Origin of the sequence: Streptomyces sp. NPDC046915 (genome assembly GCF_040644935.1) — a bacterium.
GTDB lineage: Bacteria > Actinomycetota > Actinomycetes > Streptomycetales > Streptomycetaceae > Streptomyces.
Window position 1 is genome coordinate 106367 of record NZ_JBEYXB010000013.1, and the last position, 23050, is coordinate 129416.

Here is a 23050-nt window from a genome sequence, read left to right on the forward strand (position 1 = left end):
ATGTGCGGGCACGACTGACACTGGGCCCCGCATATCGGTGGCCCAGTGTCAGGGGGATCGGCGGTTACTCCGCGACTACTCGTCGTCCTCGTCGTCCAGACGGGCGAGCCAGGTCGCCAGTCGCTCCACCGGGACCTCGAAGTCGGGGTTCAGGTCGACGAACGTGCGGAACTGCTCGGCGAGCCACTCGAAGGTGATCTCTTCCTCGCCGCGCCGCTTCTCCAGTTCTTCGATGCCTCGGTCGGTGAAGTACATGGCTGGTGCTCCGTGGTGTGAACAGGGGTAGGGCCGCTCCCGCGCGGGAAGAACCCTCTCCCTGCGGGAAGAAGAGGCGCCGGCTTCCCGCCCGGGAAGCCACGACAGGACAGGAAAAGGATAGGCGGAGCGAGTGCGGGGCCGGCTGCCCGGCGGGCGGCCCGGCCATGGGGAAACGGGGGAACGGGGGAGTGGCATGGGGCACGAAGTGACGCGGGTGGCCCGGATCGAGCTGCCGGACGGCACACCGGTGTGGGCCCGGATATCGGGGGCCGAGGAGCTGGCCGTGCCGTCGGGGGAGCTGTCGTACACGGACACCGGGTTCGCCGACCGGGTGGAGGCGAGCGTGGAGAGCCTCCACTCGCTCGTCACCGGCGTCGCGCGCTCGCTGGCCGGCCCGCTGCGCGCGGTGCGTCCGGACGAGGTGAGCGTCGAGTTCGGGATCGAGCTGACCGCGAAGGCCGGAAAGGTCGTCGGGCTGCTCGCGGACGGGGAGGCCAAGGCCGGCATCACGGTGACCCTGACCTGGCACGGCTCGGGCCCGCCGGACCCGGCGGCTCCCGGACCGGACCCGGACCAGGCCTCCCGCGCGGCGGACCGGGACGACCCGGCCGCCACCGCGCCCCCGGCCGCCCCCCGTGCGCCCCACGACGGATCGTCGCCCGGCAGCGGCGGTGCCACGCGCGCGGATGTGTCCACCGGCGCCCCGGTGCACGGGGGCGCCCCGGGCGCCCGCGGTGGTGGCGGGGCATGACGAACGCATACGACGGGGGCGCACCGGGCGGTTCCCATGCCGCCCACCATGCGCTGCGTGAACTCGTCATGGCGGCGACCGTGCGCATTCATCGCACAGGTGTCGGGTATGCCCTGGACGAACCCGGCAGCTTTCTCGGCAGCGGATTCTTCATCGCCCCGAACTGGGTTCTGACCTGCGCACACGTGGTGAACGGCGGGGAGGGGGGCGAAGTGGCGGTGGTCTACCAGACCGGCCCGGGCCAGGGCCCCTCCGCCGTCCCCGGTCAGGTGGCGGCCACCCTCCCGGAGCACGTCGAACGCTCGGTGCCCGGCAGCTGGCCGGCCCCCGACCTGGCCCTCGTCCGGCTCCGCGAACCCGTCGACCACGACTGCGTGTACGTCTCCGAGCGGCCCGCCGCGCACTACGGCGAGGGCAGGGTGTTCTACGCGGGCTGGACGGTGACCGGAGGCCAGTTGCAGATCCTGGACGGGTTCCTCTCCGTGCAGGGGACGATCGGCGGCTGGTCGACGGGGGCGCAGATGCGACTCGGGCACAACGACCTGCCGCCGGGCGTCTCGGGCGGCCCCGTGATCGACCCGGTGCGCGGCGAGGTCATCGGCGTGCTGAAATCGCGCGCCGACCACGGGACGGGGGGCACCTCCACCGGGATCGAGCGCCTGCGGACGTTACAGGTGCCGCCGGACGCCGTCCGCAGCGAACACGACGACGTCTACCAGGCGGTCTTCCACGCCCACGACCGCTACCACCGCGACCGGCAGCAGCCCTCGGACTCCCGGCGCCCCACCTGGGCCGACCTCCAGGCGGAGCTCGGCGCGCGACCGGGCCGGACCCTCGGCCCCGACGAACGCGGCGAGCTGCTCGGCCGGCTCGCCGAACTGCCGCCGCCGGCCACCACCCGGGGCCTGCTCGACGTCCTCGACTCCCTGCCGAACTTCCAGCTCCCCACCCTGGTACCGGCTCCCCGCGGCTGGCGGGACGGCCTGGGCGCGCTGTACGAGAACGCGCGGCAGGACGGGGCGCTGAAGCTCGTACTCGACTACGCGATGCAGGTGATGGCGGCCGAGCGTCCGGCCACGCCCAGCCTGCTGGACGCCGAACAGGCGCTGTGGGAGTGGGTGAAGCAGGCGTCCACGGGCCTCGACAGCGGCTACCGCAGCGGCCTGGCCCGGCGGCGCGCCCAGTGGCTGGGGCTGCGCCGCCGTCCCCACGCCGTCCCGGTCGGTCCGCTGCCCTCCGCCATCGGCACCCCGTCGCCGCCGCTGGGCGAGCCGGCCCGGGAGCGGCCCGGTGACTCCGGGCCCCGGCTGTCCGTGCTGCTCGAAGTGCTGCCGAGGGGCTGGGAGCCCGAGCGCTGCGACTGGGCGGTCTCCGTGGCCGCCCCGGAAGGCGACGTGATCCGTCTGCACGAGGCCGAGCGCACCTCGCTTCAGGAGCTGCCGGCCCGGGTGACCGCTCCGCTCGCCGAGGCCTTCCGCCAGTGCGACGAGCCCGGCCGGCCGGCGGCCCTGCACGCGGCCCTGCCGCACCTGCTGCTCGGCCTGGCCGTGGACGACTGGCGGCTGCGCCCGGACGGCCCCCCGCTGGGTGCCGAACGGCCGGTCGTCGTGCGCTGCTCCGACCGCGATCAGCTGCCGGGCGACGGCGAGTACGGGACGTCCGGCGCCGAGTGGGGCGCGGCCGGGGACGAGGACCTGGACCCCCAGGACCGCTGGCGCCGGCTGCACGCCCGCGACGCCCAGACCGAGGTGCTGGACTGCGACGACGGGGTGCGCGAGCCGGTGCCGACCGCCGCGGAACTGCGCCGTCGGCCGCCCCGTACGGTCCCGGTGCTGTGCCGCTACGGCGACCAGCGCTACGAGGACGACGCCGCCGCCCTCGGCAGGATTCTGTACGCCGGCTTCGGGGTGGTGCTGTGGCGCCGCTGGCGGAGCCAGCCGGACGCCGTGTGCGGGGAGTTCCACCGGGGGGCCAAGCAGGTCGTCGACGACGGGGCGGGCGCCATGTTCCTCCCGGACCTGGTGCACGGACTGCGCGTGAAGCGGCACGCGGGCCTCACGGAGGCCTACTGGGCCGACGGAATAGCACTCTTGTACGACGATCCGCAGCGGCCCTTGCCCGGCGCCGGAGACCTCCTGGAGGCCCCCTGATGCGACGTGCCCCGAGCACCCCTCGGCCTCTTACCAGCTTTCCTGCGGATCGATACCGTGATGCACGTTCGACGGCTGCCGTGGCGGACGAGTGACGACGAGGACCGGACCATGACCGAATCCAGTGAGTGGCTCATCTACCGAGGCGCCGGAGAACCCCACGACGGAATGAGCCGGCTGCCCCCGCCGCCGCCCTGGCGGGACTTCGCCGGCCGGGACACTGCGGGCGACGGCGACGGCTCCCGGGACCGCAGGCTGGGCGCGCACCGGCACCTGGCGGAACTGCACCGGCCCGGCGCCGAGGAACTGGAGATGATCAACGCGGCGCTCTACCTGCGCCGTCCCCTGCTCGTCACCGGCAGCCCCGGCGCGGGCAAGAGCACCCTGGCCCACTCGGTGGCGTACGAGCTGGGCCTGGGCGACGTACTGCGCTGGTCCATCGTCAGCCGCTCCACACTCCAGGACGGCCTGTACCACTACGACGCCATCGCCCGGCTCCAGGACGTCCAGATCGCCGCGCAAGGCGGCTACGGCACGGCGGCGGGCAGCCCCGGAGCCGTCGAGGCCATCGGCAGCTACATCCGCCTCGGCCCGCTCGGCACCGCCCTGCTGCCCTCCGCCACACCGCGCGTGCTGCTCATCGACGAACTCGACAAGAGCGACATCGACCTGCCCAACGACCTGCTGAACGTCCTGGAGGAGGGCGAGTTCGAGATACCCGAGCTCCAGCGCATAGCCGACCGGCTGCCGGACGGCGAGGCCGAGGTGCTCACCGCCGACGGCACCAAGGTCCGCGTCCGCGACGGCCGGGTGCGCTGCGGGGCCTTCCCGTTCGTCGTCCTCACCAGCAACGGGGAGCGGGACTTCCCCGCCCCGCTGATGCGCCGCTGCATCCACCTGGAACTGGGCCGCCCCGACCACAACCGGCTCGCCACCTTCGTACGCGCCCACCTCGGCGACGAGGCGGCCCGCGCGGGCGACGACCTGATCTCCCGCTTCCTGGAGCGTTCCCGCAGCGAACTCCTCGCCGCCGACCAGCTGCTGAACGCGATCTACCTCACCGACGCGGCCGCCCCGCCCAGCCGCGACCGACTCGCCGACCTGCTCATCCAGCGACTCGACCGTCCGAGGTGAGGCGCTGATGCCCGAGGCGCGCCGCACCGGTGATCCGATGGCCGAACTCGTCGCACGGTTGCGGCAGGTCGGGCTCGATCCGGATGCCGAGGCGCTGAGTGACGCCCTGTGGCTGGCCCGCTGGGCGCGCCCGTCGGGGGTGCCGGACCCGGACGGGGAGCCGCAGGGCGGCACGGAAGGCCGCTCCGGCCGTCCCGGGGAGCCTTCGCCCACCCGCCCTGAGGTGCCCGCGGACCAGGGCACCCCGCGGCCCGAGCCGCCCGCACCGCAGGCGTACGGCGTCCGGGCCGACGGAAGCGTGCCCCTGTACCCGCCGACGCGCGGCGGGGCCCGACGCGCGCGTGCGCCGGGCCGCGCGTCGGCACTGCCCGTCGGGGTGCCCGTCGCCTCCGCCCTGCCCGCTCCACTCGAACTCCAGCGCGCCTTAAGGCCGTTGCAGGGCTACCGCAGCGCCGCCCCGCCGCTGCGCAAGGAACTGGACGAGACCGCGACGGCCGAACTCAGCGCCCGGGCAGGGGGCCTGGTGATGCCCGTGCACCGGGCCGTGACCCGCGGCGACACCCGGCTGCAACTGGTGCTGGACGCCTCGCCGTCGATGCGCGTGTGGGACCGCATGTTCGCCGAACTGGGGGAGGTCTTCGCCCAGTTGGGCGCCTTCGGGGACGTCCAGGTCAGCCATCTGCACGAGGGGCCGGACGGTGATCCGGTGGTCAGCCGCAGCCCGGACGCGCACACGGCCCCGCTGCACGCGGCGGACCGGCTCAGCGACCCCACGGGCCGGCGGATCACGCTCCTGGTCAGCGACTGCGCGGGCCCCCTGTGGCGCAGCGGCCGCGCCCACCGGCTGCTGCACCAGCTGGCCCGGCAGGCCCCGGCCGCGGTGCTCCAGCCGCTTCCGCAGCGCCTGTGGAGCCGCACCCGGCTGCCGGTGACGTACGGCGAACTCACCCGCGGCGCGATCCTGGGCGGCGCCGCCGCGCTGCGGGTACGCACCCCGGCCGGCGCATTCGTGGAGCCGCGCGGCGGCCTGCCCGTGCCCGTGCTGCCCCCCGAGCCGGTGGCCCTCGGCGCGTGGGCCCGGCTGCTGTCCGGGGCCGGCGCCGCTCCGGTCGCCGGTGCCGTGGGCTGGGTACGCCCCGACCAGCCGCCCGCCCCGGCCGCGGGCCCCGCCGGGCAGCGCTCCTGGGTGCAGCGCCTCGGCCGCTTCCGCTCCACCGCCTCCCCGGCCGCCGGACGCCTCGCCGTCTGTCTGGCGGCCGCCCCGCTCTGCCTGCCGGTGATGCAGCTGGTGCAGCGGACCATGCTGCCCGACTCCGGCCCGTCCGAGCTGGCCGAGGTGCTGCTCAGCGGCCTCCTCACGCGCGCGGGCGAGAGCCACGGCGACGACGGTGCCCAGTGGTACGAGATGGAGCCCGACGTGCAGGAGGCCCTGCTGTCGACGCTCGGCAGGGACGAGGCGGTGCTGGTCCTCAAGCACTGCTCCGAGTACATCGAGCAGCGCTACGGCAAGGGCGGCGCGAACTTCCCCGCCCTCGCCCTCGCCCAGCTCGGCAACGGCGGCGCGGGACGGCCGTACGCGCCCGGCGGCTCCTACCCCGGCGACAACGGCGACGCGACGCTCGTGCCGCAGCCCTTCGCGGAGGTCGCCGTGCGCGTGCTGGAGAGGTTCATGCCGCTGCCCGAGCAGTTCGCGGCCTACGGCGGCCGTACGACGCCCGGCCCGGCCGGGTCCCGCTCGACGCACCGGGCGGTCACCCGGGCCCGTTCGCTGGTCGCGCGGTTCGACGACGAGGGCATGGTGCAGGACCTCATCGACGCCGTACAGCTGCTGCGCGGCGCGACCGAGCACGAACGGCCCGCCGGCTCCGACCCGGAACTGTGGGCGGAGTACGCGCAGGCCACGCTGCGGCTGTGGGAGGTACAGGGCGGCGCCGACCTGCTGCGCGAGGCGGAGCAGGCCGCGGAGCGGGCCGTCGCGCACCCGCACGCGCTGCGCGAACGGGCCGTCCTCGCGCGCGTGCTGCACGCGGCCGCCGTCGACCGCAGGCGGCGCGGGGACCAGCACGGCGCGCTGGACCTGCTCAGCCGCGCCGACCGCGAGTACGCGGTGGCCTGCGCGGCGCCCGACCTGGGGCAGGCCGAGGCGCTGAAACTCACCCTGGAGCGCGTCCGCGCCCTGGAGACACAGTGGCGCCTGGGCGGTGACAGCGCGCTGTTGCAGGGCGCCGTCGGCATGCTGGAGGCGTTCGCCGACGCCTGGCCGGACCGCCGCAGCCGCCCGCCCGAACTGCCGCTCGCCCACGGCCGGATCCTGCTCCGGCTGGCCGACGCCACGGCCGACCCCGAGCAGGCCCGCGGCCACGCAGAGCAGGCCGCCCGGTCGCTGCGGGACGCCCTGGAGACCGCCGCCGAGGCCGGCACCGAACCGGCACCACGTGAGCGGGTGCGCATCCGGCTCGACCTCGTCGACGCGCTGCTGATCTCGGGCGGCTCCCTGGACGAGGCACAGGACCGGGTCGACGAGGCGCTCCGGCTCACCCGCGAACGGGCCCTGCGGTCGGAGCTGCTGGTGCGCTCGGGGCGGATCGGCGTGGCACGGCACGGCGAATCGGGCGACCCGCGCGAACTGCGGTTGGCCGCCGAACGCTTCGAGCAGGCCGCCCTCGGGATGCCCCGGGACGCGCCCGTCCACGCGGAGGTCCTCGCGGAGTGGGGCGGGACGCTGCTGCGGCTCGCCGACCTGGAAACCGGCGCCCGGGCGCTCGGCCCGCTGTCCCAGGCGATCCGGGTGCTGCGCGAGTGCCGTACGGAGACACCCCCCGGTGACCCACGGCTCGCCCACCGGCTGCTGTCGCTGGGCCGGGCGCTGATGGCCCGCTACGGCACTCGCGGCGACCCGGTCGACCTGCGCGAGGCGGAGCATCTGTTCGGGCTGGCGGCGGCCGAGGCGGACGACGCGCTGTCGGCGGCGCGCTGTCTGCTGGCGCTCGGGCGGGCGCACTTCGAGGCCTACCGGAGCCTTGGCCGGCCCACCCGGCTGGACGCGGCGGTGGACGTGTTCCGGGACGCCGCTCAGGCCGCCGGGGACGCCGAGGAGGAGGCCGAGACCGAGCGGCGACGGCTGGCGGCCGTGGAGTTGCATGCTCAGGCGCACCACTGGCGGGGTAGGACCTATGAGGCGGCCGCACGCCCGCGTGCCGCCCGCGAGGCCTACCGGACGGCGCGGTCGGAGTGGCAGCGGATGCCGCAGGACACCGTCGGCACGAGCGAGCCCACCGCCGAGGACACGGCTCGCAGGCTGGCGGAGCTGGATTGACGACGCACAACGACGCACAACGACGAATGACCACGAACGACCACGAACGACTGGGAACAGGGGAGACCATGAGCATGGAGTCCGCGGAGCACGGGCCGGTCGAGCCGATGCCGGACGTACTGGCCATGAACCTCACCGAGTTGCGGACCGTGCGGCATGCCGTGCTGCGTGAGGTCCTCGAGGACCTGCGCGAACGGGCCGCCCAGCCGGGCGAGATGCTGTGGGGGTTCGGCAGCGCGTTCTGACAGGGGACGGGATCCGGTCAAATCCCTTGCACGGAGGGCCGGTTCAGTTTGCCTGTCGCCCGCTCGGGAATGCGGCCATTGGACGGCCGAAGGCATGGGGGTGGCGGAGTGTCGTACGGCGTTGCTCCCGTTGCCCCGGTCCCCTTCCGGCAGTTCATCGTGAAGATGCACGGCCGCTGCAACCTCGCCTGCCGCTACTGCTACCTGTACGAGGGGCCCGACCGGTCCTGGCGCGACCGCCCCCGGGCCGCGTCCTCCACCGTTCTGGACCGCACCGCGACCCGCATCGCCGAGCACGCGAGCGCGCACGGCCTGACCGGGCTCTCCCTCGTCCTGCACGGCGGCGAACCCCTCCTGGCCGGCGCCGGCACCCTGGCCCGCTTCGCCGCCCTGGTCCGCGACCGCGTCCCGCCCGGTACGTCGGTCCACCCGGTGCTCCAGACGAACGCCACCCTCCTCACCGAGCGGCGCCTCGCCGTGCTGGCCGCCGCCGGCGTCCGCGTCGGCATCAGCCTCGACGGCGGCCTGCCCGGCCACAACGCCCAGCGCGTCGACCACGCCGGACGCCCGTCCTGGACCGCCGCCTCGCGCGGCGCCCGCCTGCTGGCCGACCGCTTCCCCGGCTCGTACGCCGGCATCCTCACGGTCGTGGACCCCACGCTGGACCCGGTGGAGACCTACGAGTCACTGCTCGGCCTGCGTCCCCCGGCGCTCGACCTGCTGCTGCCGCACGGCAACTGGTCGGCCCCGCCGGCGCACCTCGGCGGGGAACGCCACGGCCGGTGGCTGTGCGACGTCTTCGACCGCTGGTGGAACGCGGGACGGCGGCAGACGAGAATCCGCCTCTTCGAGGCCTGCATAGCCCTGCTGCTCGGCATGCCCGCCGCCACCGAGTCCCTCGGCCTCGCGCCGTTCGAATCGGTCGTGGTGGAGACGGACGGATCGATCGAGCAGGTCGACTCCCTGAAGTCCTGCTACGAGGGCGCGGCCGAGACCGGTCTCGACGTCTTCCGGCACGGCTTCGACGACGTACTGCGCCACCCGGCGGTGGCGGCCCGGCAGGCGGGCGAGGACGCGCTGGCCGCCGGGTGCCGCGCCTGCCCGCTGCTCCGCGTGTGCGGCGGCGGCCAGTACGCCCACCGCTACCGGGCCGGACACGGCTTCGCCAACCCCTCCGTGTACTGCGCGGACCTACAGCGCTTCATCCGGCACGTGGCGCGACGGCTCACCGAGGACGCGGCACGCGTACCCGCCGCCTCCTCGGCCGAAGGAGGCACCCCGTGACACTTCCGTCGCTGCCCGGCCACGCCCTCACCGAGCTGGGCCGCACCGGGGGCAGCAGCGAGACCCTCGCCCTCCTGGCCCGGGACCAGGACACCCGGCGGCTCCTCATCCTGCGCGCGGTCCTCGACGGGGCGGGCGAGGCCCGGACCTGCTCCGCCGGCGCGGCGCGGCGGCTGCGGGAGGACTGGGCGCTGCTGGAGGAGGCGGAGGGCGCGACGGCGAACCCCCGCGGACGCGCCACGGCGACAGCCGGCTCCTCCAGCCCCTCCGGCCCCTCCGGCCCCTCTGTCCGGACAGGCCTCCTGCACCCCCTCCTCGGCCCCTGGGCCCAGCGCATCCTGCGCGGACTCGGCTCCGCCTCCGCCGCCGACCCGGAACGGCAGCGGGACCTGGCCACCGACCTGGACCACTTCAGCGCCGTGGCCGCGGCGCTCGCCGCCCGCGCCGGCATCCCCTTCGCCGTACGCCTCACCGCCCACGCCGGCACGCTCGTCCTGCCGTCCTTCGGAGCGCTGCGCACGGACGAGCCGGAGTCGACGCCGGTCGACGCCGTCCACCGCAGCGGCCGGCTGACCCTGCGCCGGCCGGGTGCCGCCGATGTCGTCGTCCACCTCGAGGGCGGTGTCGGCGCCTGGGCCGACTCCCGGGCCTGGACCCCGGCGTACGCGCTGCCCGGTCTGCTGGCCGACAGCCCCCCGATCCCGCTGGACGACCTGGACCCGTACCGCACCGTGCACGGCGGACCGCACTACTACGGCCTGAGCGGCCCCGTCACCCTCGACGACGCCGAACGCAAACGCTGGCTCCAGGCCTGGTCGGGCACGGCCACGGCGTTGCGCCTCGGCGGCGCGGGACGGCTCACCGAGGCGGCGGCCCTGCTGCGCTGCCTGGTGCCGCTCGCCGTGCCGCCGGGAGACTCGGCCGACGGCCGCGCCCACGGCTCGTGCAGCGCCACCCGGCAGGAGGCCTTCGGAGCCGTGCTCAGCAGCACACCGCCGAACGCCATGTCCTTCGCGGCGACCCTGGTGCACGAACTCCAGCACGCCAAACTGGCCGTGGCCGGCACCATGGTGACGCTGCATCACTCCGACGGCCGAGCGCGGCACTTCGCGCCCTGGCGCCCCGAGCCGCGACCGTACGACGGCCTGCTCCAGGGCGCCTACGCGCACCTCGGCCTCGCCGACTACTTCCAGCACCGCGCGCTCGGCGAAGGCGACCCCGCTCGGCGCGACACGGCCTGGGGGCAGTTCGCGCGCTACCACGAGCAGGTGGCGGCGGCGCTGCCGGCGCTCGTCGGCTCGGACGATCTGACCGCGCGGGGACGGCAGTTCGTCGAGGTCATGGTCGACACGCACGAGCGTATGGGTGACATCGCCGTCCCCCGGGCGCACGCCGTCCGGGCCCGCGAGTACGTGCGGGCCGCCCGCAGGCTGTGGGTGCAGCGCCATGCGGTGGATGTACGCCGCTCGCGGGAGTGAGACTCCCTGATCCGTGGTCAACCTTTGCGCTCGGAGGTGGAGATCGATGCGCCGGCGGGAAAGGATGCGATCCACGACCGTCGGCGCAGGCGCGGGCACACGCCTTCCCGGGGCCGGGTTCAGCTTCTAAAATCGCGAGCGGGAGGCCGCTGCATGTCTGGAAGTCGTAGGCCGTTCGGGTTAACCGAGAGGGGAACCGCGAAGCAGACCGTCACGATCAGCTTCGCCGGGTTCAACCGGGCCTGGGCGGCCTGGATCGGGGACCGTCTGGAGCGGCGCGGCCTGCGGGTGGTGTACCTGCGGTGGGACGCGCCTCCCGAGGTCCCGCTGGTGCAACTGCTGCGCGATCTGAGCCTGGCCGACGGCCGCGTTCTCATCCTGATCAGCGACTGGTACTTCAAACTCGGCCCGCGCACCCACGAGGAGTGGAACGCGGCGCTGCGCGAGGTCGTGGCGCCGGACCCGTCCCGCTTCGCCGCAGTCTCGGTGACCACCGCGTCGATCCCCACCGCCACCGCCGTCCTCGCGCCCGTCGACCTGGTGAACACCGGCCCGGACGAGGCCGAACGGCGTGTGGTCGAGCGGCTCGACCTGGCGTACGAACCGCTGCCGGGGACCGGCGAAAACCGGCGCGGGCTGCGCTTCCCGTCGGCCATGCCAGAGGTGTGGGGCGGCGTACCGCGCCGCAACACCCGCTTCACCGGCCGCGAGCCGCTGCTGAACGACGCCTACCATCTGCTGAACGGCAGCGAGCCCGGCGCGGGCGTGCTCACCCTCTACGGCATGTCCGGCGTGGGGAAGACACAGCTCGCCGCCGAATACGTGTACCGGTTCAGCTCCGAGTACGACGTCGTGTGGTGGATCAACGCCGAGAAACGGGTGACCTACCGCCGTCTGCTGGCCGAACTCGCCCCCAAGCTCGGCCTGTCGACCGGCGCCGAGTACGGCGAACGGCTGCGCGCGGTACGCGACGCGCTGCGCCGGGGCGAGCCGTTCACCCGGTGGCTGCTGATCCTCGACGGCGCCGACGAACCCGACCAGATCTGGGACCTGGTCCCCACCGGCCCCGGACACGTGCTGATCACCTCCCGGAACCCGCAGTGGGGCGAACACAACAGCCGGCTGCTCCAGATCCCGGTCTACTCCCGCGACGAGTCGGTGGCCTTCATCCGCCGCCGCGCGCCGCGCCTGACCGAGGCGGACGCCGACCAGCTGGCCGAGGCCCTGGAGGACCTGCCGCTGCTGCTGGACCAGACGGCCGGCTGGCTCAACGACTCCGACCTCTCCGTCGAGGACTACATCGCCCTCCTGGAGGGCGGCATCGACCAGGACGTGGTCAGGGTCTCCGCCGACTTCCCGGTCGCCTTCCAGACCGCCTGGTCGATACTGCTGAACAAACTCCGCGAGACCGTCCCGGAGTCCGTCGACCTGCTGCGGCTGTGCACCTTCTTCGCGCCCGGCTTCATCCCCGTACGACTGCTCAGGGAGATGCCGCAGGACGATCTGCCCGAACAGCTCACCGGGCTGCTGGAGGACCCGCTGCTGTGGAACCGGGCGATCAACCAGCTGCGCCAGTACTCCGTGGTGCGCCTGGAGGCCCACGACCAGGGCGCCGACTCCGCTTCCTCGGGCGAGTCGCTGTACCTGCACCGCATGGTCCACCAGATCGTGCGCAACGACATGCCGGAGGCGGACCGGCGGGAGTTCGTCGACGTCGTACGGCGCGCCCTCGCGGCGGCCGACCCCGGCCGCGCCACGGACACCCGTCTGTGGGACGCGTACGCGGAGATCGTGCCGCACCTGAAGTACGCCGACGTCCTGAACAGCGACGACCGCAGGGTGCAGACCCTGGTCCTGAACTGCCTGCGCTACATGTACTTCGCCGGCGAATACACCTCCGGCGTCAGACTCGGCGCGCGTGCCCTGCGGGCCTGGCGGTCGCTGCTCGGCGAGTTCCATCCACGGGTCTTCGACCTGATCTACCAGTACGCCAACCTGCTGCGCGCCACCGGCGACTACGAGCGCAGCGAGCCCCTCGAACGGGCGGCGATGGACCACCTGCGCGAGGACCGCGGCGAACGGGACCTGGACCATCTGCGGGCGGCCAACGGCGTCGGCGCCAACCTGTGGGGACTGGGCCGGTACGACGAGGCACTGGAGCACTACCAGTGGCTGTACCCGGCCTACCGCGACCTCCTCGGCGAGGAGGACTCCCGCACCCTCAACGCGCTGAACAACCTGGGCTTCGCACACCGGCTGCTCGGCCACTACCAGCACGCCCTCGACATCGACAAGACGACCCTGGAGATGCGCCGCCGCCTGCTGAAGGCACGGCACCCGTGGGCGCTGTTCTCGGAGGCCTCCTACGCCACCTGCCTGAGACTGCTGGGCCGCTACGGCGAGGCCGAGTCCGTCCAGACGAAGAACGTCCGCGAGTGCCGCCTCGTCATGGGCGCCGACAATCCGCAGACGCTGCGGGCCGAGCACAACCTGGCGCTGTGCCGGCTGCGCGGCGGTGACCGGTCCGCCGCCGGAGCACTGCTGGCGCGGGTGCTGGAACGCTACGAGCGCAAGGTCGGCGACCGGCACCCGGAGACCCTGGCCGCCGCCGTCAGCCAGAGCTGCTTCGCCCGCGAGCACGGCGACATCGACCAGGCCCGCGAGGCCAGCGAGTCCATCCTGGCCCGCTACGAACAACTGCTCACCGAGGGGCACCCGTTCATCGCGGGCGCCCGGGCCAACCACGCCCTGATCCTGCGCAGCGTCGGCGAACGCGACCACGCGCACGTGCTGGTCGACCAGGCGCTGGCCGACATGACCGCGGCGGTGGGCGAGAGCCACCCCTACGCCCTGGGCTGCGCCATCAACGCCTCGGCCCTGCGCAATCTGGTGGGCGACACGGAGGGGGCCGCCGCGCTCAGCCGGGACACCGTCACCCGGGCGACGGAGTCCCTCGGCCGCACCCACCCCCTCACCCTGTCCGCCCGGGTGGCCCACGCGGCCGACCTGCGCGGCCTGAGGGACGTCCAGCAGGCCGAGAAGGTCGAGCAGGAAGCCCTGTCCGACCTGGAGGCCACGCTCGGCAAGCAGCACATCCACACCATCTCGGCCCGCTCCCGCAACCGCCCGTACTGGGACTTCGAGCCCCAGACGACCTGACGGAAACAGCCGGAAGGGCCTGGCCCCGGATTCCCCGGGGCCAAGCCCTTCCGCTCTGTCACACAGGACGCGGTGTCACACAGGACTAGGCGTCGAACACCTCACGCACCAGCTGCTCCTGCTCCGCCTGGTGCCGCTTCGCGGAACCGACGGCGGGGGAGGAGCCGTGCGGGCGCGAGATCCGGCGCAGGCGCTCGCCCGGCGGGATGTCCGCGCCGACCGCCAGGTCCAGGTGGTCGATCAGGTTGAGCGCGATGAACGGCCAGGCACCCTGGTTCGCCGGCTCCTCCTGGACCCACAGGTACTTCTCGGCGTTCGGGTACTTGTTGACCTCCGCCTGGACCTCCGCACCCGGCAGCGGGTACAGACGCTCGAGGCGGATGATCGCCGTCTCCTTGTCGCCACGCTTCTGCCGCTCGGCCTCGAGGTCGTAGTAGACCTTGCCCGCGCAGAAGACGACCTTCTTCACGGCCGCCGGGTCGACGGACGCGTCGCCGATGACCGGGCGGAACTGGCCGTTCGTGAACTCCTCCGCCTTCGAGGCCGCGGCCTTCAGGCGCAGCATCGACTTCGGCGTGAAGACGACCAGCGGCTTGTGGTGCGGGTTGTGCACCTGCCACCGCAGGAGGTGGAAGTAGTTCGACGGGAGCGTGGGCATCGCGACCGTCATGTTGTTCTGGGCGCAGATCTGGAGGAAGCGCTCCGGGCGGGCCGAGGAGTGGTCCGGGCCCTGGCCCTCGTAACCGTGGGGGAGGAGGAGCACTACGCCGCTCGTCTGGCCCCACTTCTGCTCCGCCGACGAGATGAACTCGTCCACGACCGTCTGCGCGCCGTTGACGAAGTCGCCGAACTGGGCCTCCCACATCACCAGCGCGTCGGGACGGGCGAGCGAGTAGCCGTACTCGAAGCCCATCGCCGCGTACTCGGAGAGCAGCGAGTTGTAGACGTTCAGCCGGGCCTGGTCCTCGGAGAGGTACAGCAGCGGGGTGAAGTCCTGGCCCGTCTCGCGGTCGATGAGGACCGCGTGCCGCTGGCCGAAGGTGCCGCGCTGGGAGTCCTGGCCCGCCAGGCGGACCGGGGTGCCCTCCAGCAGCAGCGAGCCGACGGCCAGGGTCTCGCCCATGCCCCAGTCGATCGTGCCGTCCTCGACCATGGCCGCCCGGCGCTGGAGCTGCGGGAGCAGCCGCGGGTGGACGGTGATGTGGTCGGGGATGTTGACCTGGGACTCGGCGATCCGCTTGACGACCTCCGAGGTGATCGCCGTCGGGACCGCGACCGGGAAGCCGTCCTGCGGCGCCTGGATGTCCCCGGCGACCGGCTGGGAGGTCGCCTCGCGGACCTCGGTGAACACCTTCTCCAGCTGGCCCTGGTAGTCCTGGAGGGCCTGCTCGGCCTCTTCCAGGGTGATGTCGCCGCGACCGATCAGGGACTCGGTGTACAGCTTGCGCACCGAGCGCTTCTTGTCGATCAGGTCGTACATCAGCGGCTGGGTGAAGGCCGGGTTGTCCGACTCGTTGTGACCGCGGCGGCGGTAGCAGATGAGGTCGATCACCACGTCCTTGTTGAACGCCTGGCGGAACTCGAAGGCCAGCCGCGCGACGCGGACCACGGCCTCCGGGTCGTCGCCGTTCACGTGGAAGATCGGGGCCTCGATCATGCGGGCCACGTCCGTCGCGTACATGGAGGAACGCGAGGACTCGGGGGCCGCGGTGAAGCCGACCTGGTTGTTGATCACGACGTGGACCGTGCCACCCGTGCGGTAGCCGCGCAGCTGCGACATGTTCAGGGTCTCGGCCACCACGCCCTGGCCCGCGAAGGCCGCGTCGCCGTGGATCGCCACCGGCAGGACCGTGAAGTCCGTGCCGCCCTTGTTGATGATGTCCTGCTTGGCGCGCGCGACGCCCTCCAGGACCGGGTCGACGGCCTCCAGGTGGGAGGGGTTCGCGACCAGGGAGACCTTGATCTGCTCGCCGTCCAGGCCGGTGAAGGTGCCCTCGGCGCCCAGGTGGTACTTCACGTCGCCGGAGCCGTGCATCGACTTCGGGTCGAGGTTGCCCTCGAACTCGCGGAAGATCTGCGCGTACGACTTGCCGACGATGTTGGCGAGGATGTTCAGGCGGCCGCGGTGGGCCATGCCGATGATGACCTCGTCCAGGCGGGACTCGGCGGCCGAGTCCAGCACCGCGTCGAGCAGCGGGATGACGGACTCGCCGCCCTCCAGGGAGAAGCGCTTCTGGCCGACGTACTTCGTCTGGAGGAAGGTCTCGAAGGCCTCCGCCGCGTTCAGCCGGCGCAGGATGCGCAGCTGCTCCTCGCGCTCCGGCTTGGAGTGCTGGCGCTCCACACGGTCCTGGATCCACTTGCGCTGCTTGGGGTCCTGGATGTGCATGAACTCGATGCCGGTGGTGCGGCAGTACGAGTCGCGGAGCACGCCGAGGATGTCGCGCAGCTTCATCATCGACTTGCCGCCGAAGCCGCCGACGGCGAACTCGCGCTCCAGGTCCCACAGGGTGAGGCCGTGCTCGACGATGTCCAGGTCGGGGTGCTTGCGCTGGCGGTACTCCAGCGGGTCGGTGTCGGCCATGACGTGGCCGCGGACCCGGTAGGAGTGGATCAGCTCGAAGACGCGGGCGGCCTTGGTGACGTCGTCGTCGTGGCTGGCGTCGATGTCCTTGAGCCAGCGGACCGGCTCGTAGGGGATGCGCAGGGCCTCGAAGATGTCGTCGTAGAAGCCGCTGTCGCCGAGGAGGAGGTTGGCGACGGCGCGCAGGAACTCGCCGGAGGCGGCGCCCTGGATCACCCGGTGGTCGTAGGTCGACGTGAGTGTCATGACCTTCGAGACGCCGAGCTTGTTCAGGGTGTCCTGGCTGGTGCCCTGGAACTCCGCCGGGTAGTCCATGGAGCCGACGCCCATGATCACCGACTGGCCGGGCATCAGGCGCGGGACGGAGTGGACGGTGCCGAGGCCGCCGGGGTTGGTCAGGGAGACCGTGACGCCGGTGAAGTCGTCCATCGTCAGCTTGTTGTCGCGGGCGCGACGGACGATGTCCTCGTAGGCCTGCCAGAACTCGAAGAAGTTCAGCGTCTCGGCCTTCTTGATGGCGGCCACGACGAGCTGGCGGTCGCCGTTGGGCTTCACCAGGTCGATGGCCAGACCGAGGTTCACGTGCGGCGGCTTGACGAGGGTCGGCTTGCCGTCCTTCTCGCCGAACGACCAGTTCATCGACGGCATGGCCTTGATGGCCTGGACCATCGCGTAGCCGATGATGTGCGTGAAGGAGATCTTCCCGCCGCGGGCCCGCTTGAGGTGGTTGTTGATGACGATGCGGTTGTCGAACAGCAGCTTCACCGGGACCGCGCGGACCGAGGTGGCGGTCGGCAGCTCCAGCGAGGCGTTCATGTTCTTGGCGACCGCGGCGGACGGACCGCGCAGCGTCACGAACTCCGGGCCGTCCGCGGCGGCCGGGGCCGCGGCGGCGGGCTGGGCCTTCGCCTTCGGCTGAGCGGGCGCGGCGGGCTGCGCCGGCTTGGCGGCCGGGGCAGCGGGCGCGGCCTGTGCCGGCTTGGCGGGCGCGGCGGGCTGCGCGGGCGCCGGGGCGCTCGCCGCGGGCCTGGGGGCCGCGGGCGCCGGAGCGGGCGCGGCCGGAGCCGCGGGCTTGGCCGGACTGGCAGCGGTGGGGGTCCCCGCGGTCCCCGCGGCAGCGGCGCCGGGCTTGTAATCAGCGAAGAAGTCCCACCAGGCCCGGTCTACCGAATTCGGGTCCTGAAGGTACTGCTGATAGATCTCGTCGACGAGCCACTCGTTCGGACCGAACGCGGCTGCGGGGTTCTTCCCGGCTTGGTCGTCGGTCGAGATGCTCGAGTTACTGGACTGTGGCGACACGGCGGCAACCGCCCTCTTCCGCTTCACAAGGTGATGGACAGCGGGAATAAAGGCTACGCCTCCAAGACCGCGAAGGTCAGGTCGGGCCGGTTCATCGTCGCGTAAGTCACATCGAAAAGTGTGTTTCGGGGGTTGATATGGCGGGAAACAAGCGTGGTTCACCCGCGGAAGGGATGCCTCGGCCAAGGCCTGGGTGCGAAGCGTCACACGCCTCCCCCTGATCACACGTGTCCGTCAGCGGGGACACTCGTGGATCATGTGGCTCCGGTTCGAACTTTACGTCAACTTGGCACGGATGACTCTCCCGTACGGGTGACCAGAACCCGGCAACCCCGCTCAGATCCAGCCACCGGGTTCCGGCCGCAGGAGCCGCTGGCCGGTCGGCCCCGCCGGGAGGGCTCTTCCGGGGAGTGGCCGGGAGCCGGTGATCCTGTTCCCGGCCGGCCGCCTGGCGCGGGGGCCGTCGTGCGGATCAGCCGACCAGGGGGGAGTGCTCTCCCGGGAGGGTGACCAGGATTCGGCAGCCGCGTTCGGATTCGGCCACGCCGATCCGGCCGCCGTGGAGGTCGACGGCCCAGCGGGCGATGGCCAGGCCGAGCCCGGTGCCGCCGTCGCTGCCCGGTCCGTGCGGGCGGCGCACCGCGCCCCGGTTGAAGCGCTCGAACACCCGGCGCCACTCCGACCTGGGGATTCCGGGCCCCTCGTCGAGGACCTCCAGCTCCAGCGACTCCGGCAGCGGCCCGCGCCGCGCCTTCACCGTCACCCGGCCGTGCGGCGGGCTGTGCTTGACCGCGTTGTCGATGAGGTTCGCCACGACCTGGTGGATCCGCTCCGGGTCCGCGTGCGCGGTCAGCTCCGGCGGGGAGACGTCGAGGTGCAGATGGACGTCCGTACGGGTGTGGCTGCCGGATCCGGAGGCCATGCCCGCGCGCGCGGAGGCGACCATGTTGGCCTCTTTCAGCACACCCGAGAGGTACGGCCACACCTCGAAGCGCCGCATACGCAGCGGTACGACGCCGTTGTCCAGCCGGGACAGGTCCAGCAGCGTCTCCACCAGCCGCCCGAGCCGCTCGGTCTGCTTCAGGGCCGTCCGCATGGTCTCCGGGTCGGCCTCCGCGATGCCGTCGACCACGTTCTCCAGCACCGCCCGCAGGCCCGCGATGGGCGTACGCAGCTCGTGCGAGACGTTCGCCACCAGCTCCTTGCGCTGGAGGTCCTGCGCCTCCAGCTCGTCGGCCATCACGTTGATCGTCTGGGCCAGGTCGCCCAGCTCGTCCCGGCGGCTCTCGCTCACCCGGCGCGTGTAGTCGCCGTGCGAGATGGACCGGGCCACCGTGTTCATCTCGTCCAGCGGCGAGGTGAGCGAATGCGCCACGAACTGCGTTATCAACAGTGTGGCGATCATCGAGAAGACCGTGATGAAGCGCAGCTCCGTCTTGGTGTGCACCGCGATCACCGACAGTCCGGTGGTGATCAGCACAGACGTGACGACGAGCGCGCCCAGCTTGGTCTTGATCGAGAACGGGCGAACGCCGCCCCAGGGATCCCCGGGGCCTCTCCGTGCGGCCGGCCCGTCGCTCATGGCGTCGGGGTCTCCAGCGCGTAGCCCACGCCGTGCACGGTACGGATCCGCTCGGCCCCGATCTTCCGGCGCAGCGCCTTGATGTGGCTGTCGACGGTCCGGGTGCCGGAGGCGTCCGCCCAGTCCCAGACCTCGGCCAGCAGCTGCTCCCGGGAGAGCACCGCGCGCGGGGTGTTCGCCAGGCAGACCAGCAGGTCGAACTCGGTCGGCGTCAGATGGACGTCCTCGGAGCGCACCCGCACGCGCCGCTGCGCGTGGTCGATCTCCAGCTCGCCCAGGCGCAGGATGCCCGAGCGCGGGGTGGACGCGGCGATCGCGGCCCGCTCCACCCGGCGCAGCAGCACGTGCACCCGTGCGGCCAGCTCCCGCATCGAGAACGGCTTGGTCATGTAGTCGTCGGCGCCGACGCCCAACCCGACCAGCATGTCGGTCTCGTCGTCGCGCGCGGTCAGCATCAGCACCGGCACCGGCCGGGCGGCCTGCACACGGCGGCAGACCTCCAGACCGTCGAAGCCGGGCAGCATGATGTCGAGGATCAGCAGATCGGGCTGCCAGGCCTCGGCGGTGTCGACGGCGGCCGGGCCGTCGCCCGCGGTTTGCACCAGGAATCCCTCGGCGCGCAGTCGGGCCGCGATGGCGTCGACGATCGTCGGGTCGTCCTCGACGACCAGGACCCGGCGCTGTGCGCCCTGGGTGGCCGCCGCCGCGCCGTTGTGGGAGGTGTGTGTCTGCTCCATCGCCCGCCCCTGAGTGTGCTTTCCGGAACCAGTGGGGTGATTCCTCGGTCTGCGCATGGTTGCGATTGACGCTTGAATGATCCGCGTCAGGGAAGCACATTACGGGGAGTGGCGTCGCATTTGCTATCCAGGGCGTACGGCGAGGTGCACGGCGTCCGGAACGCCCCGGGCAACGGGGATCTCTTCGGTACGCACCTGCTGGAACCCGGCATTCCGCAAGGTACCTTCAAATTCTGGAGAAGGACGCGCCGACCACACCGCGAGCACGCCGCCGGGTCTCAACGCCCGTGCGCAGCCTGCCAGTCCGGCGGGCGAGTAGAGCCCTTCGTTGCCCTCCGTGACGGTCCAGCCGGGGCCGTTGTCGATGTCCAGGCACAGGGCGTCGTACGTGGCGGATGTCTCATTGACGTGCGCCAGGAGATCGCCTTCCACGATGTGGGTACGCGGATCGGCGAGGGCGGCGGCGGAGAACGCCGACAGGGGCCCGCCGAGATGCCAGTCGACGACGGCTCGCTCGCGTTCCACCACCGTGATCCGGCCCCAGCGCGGATCGGCCGCCGCGTGTGCGAGCGAGAAGCCGACGCCCAGCCCGCCGATCAGCAGTTCCGGCTCCGGCCGGCCGTCCAGCGCGCGGTACGCGGCGTCCACGAGCAGCCGCTCCGAGCGGCCGTCGGAGGTGTCCATCAGGAAGCAGCCGTTGGCGATGATCTGGAGCAACTCGCCGTGCCGGCGCAGGACCACCTCCCCGTACGGGCCCTCGCGACGGTCCAGGACCACGGGAATGTCGTAGGTGGCAGCCATGGCGCCCATCCTGCCCGAACGGGGCCTGGCGGGCAGGCGAATTACGGGTGACCTGCGAGGCGCCGGCCGAGGCGGCAGACCGCGCGGACGCGGAAGAAGGATGAGAGGTTCCTGTGAATCCGGTCTCGCGTGGTGTCGGTCATAGACAGCGACGGGTGGGACGCGAAGGGTGGGGCGGAACGGAAGGGAGCGCCCCACCTTGGAACCGACCGCGAGGGCCGCGACGACGGCCCCGTGCCCGCCCCTCTCCGAGGACGGTCCCCCGTCCGCCGAACTCGCCGAACTCCTGGACGGCGTACCGCGCCAGCGCGGCCCGGCGACGGCGAGCGACCCCGCGACCGTCGCGGTCGCGCGCCCGCTCCCCACCCCGGTCCCCTTCCGCCCCTGGCGGCTGCTCCCCACCCCCACCGGAACGCCCTTCACCGTCGGCTACGCCGCCGTGCTCGCCCTGACCTCGCTGTTCACCGAGTACGCCGACCCGTCCCTCGTCCACGCCCTCCACCAGGCCTCCAGCACGGACGTCGCGCATCTGCTGCGCTCGCCCGTACTGGTGCTGCTCGCCAGCGCGCTGTGGATCGCCGGCGGGCTCCTGTCGCCGTACGCGCTCGCCTTCGTGCTCGTGCTGACCGCGCTGGAGCGGCGCATGGGCGGACCGCGCGCGGCCGGGATCTTCCTGCTCGGGCACGTACTGGCCACCCTCGCCACCGAAGTGCCCGTCGGGATCGCGGTCCTGGCCGGGCATCTGCCGCACAGCTCCCTGCACCGGCTGGACTACGGGATCAGCTTCGGCGTGGCGGCCGGCGTCGGCTCACTGGCCGGCCTGCTCACCCCGTGGCTGCGCTGGCCACTGCTCGCCCTGGCCGCCGAAATCGTCGTCCAGGACCTGATCGCCTTCACCGACCCGATGACCAACTGGGGCCATCTGATCGCCCTGGCCATAGGCGTGACCACCTGGCCACTGGTCAGACACTGGCAGCGGGCCCGTACCGCCTGACAGACGGCCGGCCCCGCCACTCGGGCACGCGCGCGTGGGCGTACTCCCGCTCCGGGGCGTCGACTCCGCGCGCGCCGGGCTCGGCGACGTACGCGAACGGGACGGGTGTCGGTGCGAGAGGCGCCGACCCGAGCAGCGCTCCCTGGGGCCTGTCCGGCGGATCATGCCCCAGACGCGGGGCCCGGCACGCCCTCCCCCACTCCCGACTTCGCTCGAGCGGGCGGTGCCCCCACCGGCGTTGTCGTCGGTTGCCGACTCCCCCACGCTCGAACGACCTCGCGCGGGGGCACCCCCACGGCCCCGCTCGCCAGCGTCGATGAGGCACCACACCTTTCCTGCGGCCTGATCCGCCGGACAGGCCCTAGCCCCGCCCCTCCGGCGACCACACGTACGGCGTGGTCGTCGTCACCGCGTGGAAGCCCAGGCGTTGCAGGATGGGGGCGCTGGCGGCGGAGGCGTCGACGTGGAGGTAGCCGACGCCGCGGGCGGCGGCGAGGGCGGCGCGGGTGGCGACCATGGCGCGGTAGATGCCCTTGCCGCGCCACTCGGCGAGCGTGGAGCCGCCCAGCAGGCCGGCGAACTCGGTACCGGGGCGGAAGAGCAGCCAGGCCGCGCAGACCAGCTCACCGCCGGCCTCGGCGACGTGCACGGAGATGTCGTCCGGGGCGACCGTGAGCCGCCCGGTCAGGTGCTCGCCGAGCCAGCTCAGGTCCTGGCCCCAGACGGCCGTCTGAAGGGCGGCGATCCGGTGCATGTCGGCCTCGGCGGTGACCCGGCGCAGCGTGACGCCGTCGGGCAGTACGGGCTGCCGCACGGCCAGCTCCGCCACGGGCGCCACCAGCACCGTCTCCTGCTCCTCGGGCACGAACCCCGCCGCGCGCAGCCGGTCGGTCAGGTCGGCCGGGGCGTCGTGGCCGCGGATCTTCCACTCCACCGCCTCGCCGCGCGCCGCGAAGAAGTCCCGCTGCCGGGCGATCAGCTCGTCCAGCTCCCGCCCGCGCAGGCCCAGGTCGCGCGGCGCGCTGAGGAAGCCGCGGAAATCCCCGACCACCCGCAGCAGCCCGCCTTCGTACTCGTGCGTGATCCCGGGCGGCGGGACGGGCGGAGTGGCGCGTATCTGGGTGTCGTAGGCGGCGAGCAGCGCCGCGGTGTCGGTCGTCATCGGGGGCACGGTACGGGGAATGCCGGGGCGGGGGGCAACTGCTTTTGACTGTGGCCGAACGTGGCTGGACGTGGCTGAAGAAGTGATCGCTCACAGCGAACACCCCTTGGGGAACA

Annotated in this window: 15 protein-coding genes; 9 read left to right on the forward strand and 6 right to left on the reverse strand. The window is 72.9% G+C overall.

What is annotated here, in order from left to right:
• Positions 1–75: 75 nt before the first annotated feature.
• Positions 76–255, reverse strand: coding sequence for a DUF6104 family protein (locus tag ABZ915_RS30525; RefSeq protein ID WP_086565146.1), 180 nt, complete (start codon positions 253–255; stop codon positions 76–78).
• 196 nt (positions 256–451) lie between these two features.
• Here ABZ915_RS30525 and ABZ915_RS30530 point away from each other — a divergent pair, with 196 nt between their 5' ends.
• The 8 genes from ABZ915_RS30530 (at position 452) to fxsT (ending at position 13775) form a co-directional block, all read left to right on the forward strand.
• Positions 452–1009: a CU044_2847 family protein gene (locus tag ABZ915_RS30530; RefSeq protein ID WP_361809901.1), complete on the forward strand. Its 558-nt coding sequence runs from the start codon at positions 452–454 to the stop codon at positions 1007–1009.
• Positions 1006–3159: a trypsin-like peptidase domain-containing protein gene (locus ABZ915_RS30535; protein WP_361809903.1), complete on the forward strand. Its 2154-nt coding sequence runs from the start codon at positions 1006–1008 to the stop codon at positions 3157–3159. The genes ABZ915_RS30530 and ABZ915_RS30535 overlap by 4 nt, the downstream gene beginning before the upstream one ends.
• A 111-nt stretch (positions 3160–3270) precedes the next feature.
• Complete coding sequence (locus tag ABZ915_RS30540) at positions 3271–4293, forward strand: MoxR family ATPase (RefSeq protein ID WP_361809905.1); 1023 nt, start codon at positions 3271–3273, stop codon at positions 4291–4293.
• 7 nt (positions 4294–4300) lie between these two features.
• Positions 4301–7609: an SAV_2336 N-terminal domain-related protein gene (locus ABZ915_RS30545; RefSeq protein ID WP_361809907.1), complete on the forward strand. Its 3309-nt coding sequence runs from the start codon at positions 4301–4303 to the stop codon at positions 7607–7609.
• A 68-nt stretch (positions 7610–7677) separates the two neighbouring features.
• Positions 7678–7854 (forward strand): FxSxx-COOH cyclophane-containing RiPP peptide, encoded by a 177-nt coding sequence (gene fxsA, locus ABZ915_RS30550; RefSeq protein ID WP_361809909.1) that lies wholly within the window; start codon positions 7678–7680, stop codon positions 7852–7854.
• Between the two features lie 108 nt (positions 7855–7962).
• A complete protein-coding gene (locus ABZ915_RS30555) occupies positions 7963–9138 on the forward strand; it encodes an FxsB family cyclophane-forming radical SAM/SPASM peptide maturase (protein WP_361809911.1) in 1176 nt (391 codons plus the stop codon).
• On the forward strand, positions 9135–10616 hold the full coding sequence (locus ABZ915_RS30560; protein WP_361809913.1) for an HEXXH motif-containing putative peptide modification protein: 1482 nt from the start codon (positions 9135–9137) through the stop codon (positions 10614–10616). Before ABZ915_RS30555 ends, ABZ915_RS30560 begins: the two co-directional genes overlap by 4 nt.
• A 153-nt stretch (positions 10617–10769) precedes the next feature.
• On the forward strand, positions 10770–13775 hold the full coding sequence (gene fxsT / locus ABZ915_RS30565) for an FxSxx-COOH system tetratricopeptide repeat protein (RefSeq protein WP_361809915.1): 3006 nt from the start codon (positions 10770–10772) through the stop codon (positions 13773–13775).
• 85 nt (positions 13776–13860) lie between these two features.
• Here fxsT and ABZ915_RS30570 read toward each other — a convergent pair whose 3' ends face one another.
• The 4 genes from ABZ915_RS30570 to ABZ915_RS30585 form a co-directional block, all read right to left on the reverse strand.
• Complete coding sequence (locus ABZ915_RS30570) at positions 13861–17658, reverse strand: multifunctional oxoglutarate decarboxylase/oxoglutarate dehydrogenase thiamine pyrophosphate-binding subunit/dihydrolipoyllysine-residue succinyltransferase subunit (protein WP_361809917.1); 3798 nt, start codon at positions 17656–17658, stop codon at positions 13861–13863.
• Positions 17659–18130: 472 nt separating this feature from the next.
• Positions 18131–19240 carry a HAMP domain-containing sensor histidine kinase gene (locus ABZ915_RS30575; protein WP_361809919.1) on the reverse strand — a complete coding sequence of 370 codons (1110 nt, stop codon included), beginning with the start codon at positions 19238–19240 and terminating at the stop codon, positions 18131–18133.
• A complete protein-coding gene (locus tag ABZ915_RS30580; RefSeq protein WP_361809921.1) occupies positions 19237–19977 on the reverse strand; it encodes a response regulator transcription factor in 741 nt (246 codons plus the stop codon). The genes ABZ915_RS30575 and ABZ915_RS30580 overlap by 4 nt, the downstream gene beginning before the upstream one ends.
• Positions 19978–20100: 123 nt before the next feature.
• Positions 20101–20778 carry a spermidine synthase gene (locus tag ABZ915_RS30585; protein ID WP_361809923.1) on the reverse strand — a complete coding sequence of 226 codons (678 nt, stop codon included), beginning with the start codon at positions 20776–20778 and terminating at the stop codon, positions 20101–20103.
• A 199-nt stretch (positions 20779–20977) separates the two neighbouring features.
• Between ABZ915_RS30585 and ABZ915_RS30590 the strand changes: the two genes are divergently transcribed.
• Positions 20978–21772: a rhomboid-like protein gene (locus tag ABZ915_RS30590; protein ID WP_361809925.1), complete on the forward strand. Its 795-nt coding sequence runs from the start codon at positions 20978–20980 to the stop codon at positions 21770–21772.
• A 361-nt stretch (positions 21773–22133) separates the two neighbouring features.
• Here ABZ915_RS30590 and ABZ915_RS30595 read toward each other — a convergent pair whose 3' ends face one another.
• Entirely contained in the window at positions 22134–22934 is an 801-nt protein-coding gene (locus ABZ915_RS30595) for a GNAT family N-acetyltransferase (protein WP_361809927.1), read from the reverse strand.
• Positions 22935–23050: the final 116 nt, after the last annotated feature.